We start from the raw sequence: 2,486 nt of genomic DNA on the forward strand, positions 1-2,486 counted from the left end.
CTGCTGCTCGCCCCCGGGCAGCGCGCGGCCAGCTCCGCGCTGCGCCGGGCCGCCCGCACCGCACCCGCCCGCCGGCCCGCCGCCCCGTGCAGCGCCGCGGCCCGGGCCGCGCTCTCGGCGGCGTCCAGCCAGACGCCGAGCCGCTCGTACTCGCGCGCGGCGGCCTCCAGCCGGTCGGCGTCGCCCGCCAGCAGCGCGCGGGCGTGCGCGGCGTGCGCGGCGCTGAGGTCGCCGTCGACGAGGCCGGCCAGCTCCTCCAGGCGCGCGGCGACCCGCGCGGGCCTGCCCAGCCGCGCCGCCTGGTGCAGCGCGTAGGACTCCACGGCGGCGGCGCCGCGCTCGCGGGCGGCGGCCGCCACCTCCAGCACCGCGCGCTCGGCGGCGTCGGTGGAGCCCTCCACCCACGCCACCCACGCGCGGGCCGTCTCGCGCGGCGCGATGAAGCACGGCTCGGGCGTCACCGCGCACGCCTCGTCCAGCGCGGCGCGGGCCGCGGGCCCGTCGCCGCGCAGCGCGGCCACCTCGGCCAGGCAGCCCAGGCACCACGCCAGGGAGTGCACCCCCAGCAGCGAGCGGTCGTGCCGCAGCAGCAGCGCCGCCTCGCTCAGGTGCTCCTGCGCGTGCTGCAGGTCCCCGCGCAGGGTGCCGGCCTGCCCGAGGGCCAGCGCCCACAGCGTGCGCAGGTCCGGAGCGCGCTGGTCGAGGGCGGCCGCGTAGCGGGTGCGGGCCAGCTCCTCGGCCTCGGCGATGCGCCCGGTGGTGCCGTAGGCGTAGCAGAGCCCGACGAGCGCGGTCTCGAACACGGCCGGCAGCTCCTGCTGCGGAGCGCGGTCGGCGAGCAGCCGGTGCCCGACCGCGACGGCGGTGCCGCCGCGCCCCACCTGCCCCCACGCCGACATGGCCACCAGCAGGGCCCGCAGCCGGGAGCGCCGGGAGCGCTCCGGCCCGGCGAGCAGGGGTTCCACGGCGTCCAGCGCCTGCTGCGGGCGGCCCGCGCTGAGCACGGTCATCCCGCCGAGGGCGGCCAGCTCGTCGTCCAGCTCGCGGTCCGGCTCGCGGTCCGGCTCGCGGTCCGGCTCGCGGTCCGGCTCGTGGTCCGGCTCGTGGTCCGGCCGCCCGCCCGCCCGCCGCGCGGCGAGCTCGCCGCGGGCACCGCGCACGAGCGCCTCGGCCTGCTGCCAGCGCCCGAACCCGCCGACCAGGTTGGCCGCCCGGACGAGGACGACCCGGCCGCGCCGGCGTGGCTCGCCCGCCGCCTCCTCGTGCAGCGCCGCCAGGAGGACCTCGGCCTCCTCCGTGCGCCCGGCCGCGTTGAGGGCGTCCGCGCAGGCCAGGCGCGCCTCGAAGCCGCCGCCGGCCGCGGCCGCGGCCGTCAGCCGCACGGCGAGGGGGGCGTCGAACAGGCGGGTGGCCGCGCGCGCGGCCGCGAGCAGCACGTCCTCGCCGGGCACCTCCCCCGCGTCCAGGCGCAGCACGGCCAGCCGCAGCACGTCGTCGCGGCGCCGGCAGCCCGTCGCCGCCAGGGCGCCCGCCAGGGCGCGGCGGTGCACCCGCGCGGCCAGCTGCGGCGTGGCCGCGCGCAGCACCTGCGCGTACAGCGGATGCGGCAGCAGGGCCCGCAGCCGGCGGGAGCCGTGGCCCGCGTCGCGGGCGTCGTCACGGCCCGCGTCACGGGCGTCGTCGCCGCCGTCGTCACGTCCGTCGGCGTCGAGCACCAGCAGGCGGGCGCGCTCGGCGGCGAGCACGGCCTCCAGGCCGACCAGGCGCTCCAGCAGCGGGACCTCCACCGCACCCACCAGCGCGGTGGTCTCCACGGCGGTGCGCACCGCCGGCTCCAGCCGCGCGAAGCGGCGCTCGACGACCTCGCTCAGCCGGCGCCCGGGCTCCGGCCGGCCGGCGGCGCGCCACACGCCCCGCTCCTCGCGCAGGGCGCCCTCCTGCGCCCACGCGCCGAGCAGCTCGCGCAGGTACAGCAGGTTGCCGCCGGACATCGCCTCCAGGCGGTGCAGCGTCGCGCCCTCCACCGGGGCGCCGAGCACGGCCCCGCACAGCGCCGCCAGCTCCTCGTGGCCCAGCGGGTCCACCCGCACCTGCTCGCAGGAGCCGTCCGCCACCAGCGGCGCCAGCGCCTCGGGTGCCGCCTCCCCCCGCACCACGAGCAGGCCGCGGGCGGCGCCGGAGCGCAGCAGGTGGGTGACGAGCGCGGTCGAGGCGTCGTCGAGCAGGTGGGCGTCGTCGACCACCAGCACCAGGCCGTGGCGCGAGGCGGCCTCCCGCAGCCGGCGGGCGGTCAGGCGCATCAGCTCCAGCGGCGAGGCGGCCTGCTGCAGGTCGGCGGGCAGCAGGTCGGCGAGGGCGGCGAAGGGCAGGCCGGCGGCCGCGGCCGTGGCCGCGGTGCGGGTGACGGTCGTCCCGCGGGCGGCGAGGCGGGCGGCGGCCTCCGCGGCGATGCGGCTCTTGCCCGCCCCCTCGGGCCCCAGCAGCAC

General features: G+C 81.4%; 1 protein-coding gene. It reads right to left on the bottom strand.

Annotation, left to right across the window (positions count from 1 at the left end; genetic code table 11):
• A partial coding sequence (locus tag GTQ99_RS22135; protein ID WP_166617844.1) for an AAA family ATPase occupies window positions 1–2,486 on the bottom strand: 2,486 nt, incomplete at both ends.

This window comes from Kineococcus vitellinus, assembly GCF_009906315.1.
GTDB lineage: Bacteria > Actinomycetota > Actinomycetes > Actinomycetales > Kineococcaceae > Kineococcus > Kineococcus vitellinus.